The sequence below is a fragment of the Crenalkalicoccus roseus genome, assembly GCF_004761865.1.
GTDB classification, from domain to species: Bacteria; Pseudomonadota; Alphaproteobacteria; order Acetobacterales; family Acetobacteraceae; genus Crenalkalicoccus; species Crenalkalicoccus roseus.
In genome coordinates this window covers 1-676 of the sequence record NZ_SJDM01000116.1, presented here as the reverse complement: position 1 = coordinate 676, position 676 = coordinate 1, and the positions used below count along the sequence as shown (strand labels likewise).

The following is a 676-nucleotide window of genomic DNA, read 5'->3' as shown; positions in this document are numbered from 1 at the left end:
CGCGCTGCATGGGGCCGGAGCGGCGGAGGCCGCGCTCGCCGCCGCCCGCGCCGGGGTGGAGGAGGCCGAGGCCGCGCGCGCCCGCGCCGCCGCCGGCGCCGCCGAGGCGCGCCGCCGCGCCGCCGAGGCCGAGGCCGCCCGCGCCCGCGCCGCCGCCGAGGCGCGGGCCCTGGCCGAAACCCTCGCCGCCGCCGTCGGGGAGGGCAGCGCCGCGCCGCCGGTGGTGGACGGCATCGCCGTGCCGCCGGGGCTGGAGGCGGCGCTCGGCGCCGCGCTCGGCGAGGCGCTGGAAAGCCCGGCCGATCCCGCCGCCCCGCGCCACTGGCGCGCCCTGCCGCCGCTCGACCCGGCGCCGGCCCTGCCCGCGGGGCTGGTTCCCCTGGCGGAGCTGGTGCGCGCGCCGCCGGCCCTGGCCCGCGCCCTCTCCCAGGTCGGGCTGCTGGCCGAGGGGGCGGAGGGCGCGGCGCTGCAGCCGCTGCTCGCCCCCGGCCAGGCCGCGGTCTCGCGCGAGGGCGCGGTGTGGCGCTGGGATGGCCACACCGCCCGTGCCGACGCGCCCAACCCCGGTGCGGTGCGGCTGCGCCAGCGCACCCGGCTGCGCGAGGCCGAGGCGGCGCTCGCCGCCGCCGGGGAGGAGGCCGCCCGCGCCGCCGTGGCGCAGCGCGAGGCGGAGGCG

At 85.9% G+C, this 676-nt stretch carries 1 pseudogene; it reads left to right on the top strand.

What is annotated here, in order from left to right:
- A pseudogene (locus tag ET526_RS21455) lies at positions 1 to 676 on the top strand (AAA family ATPase); the annotation flags it as partial.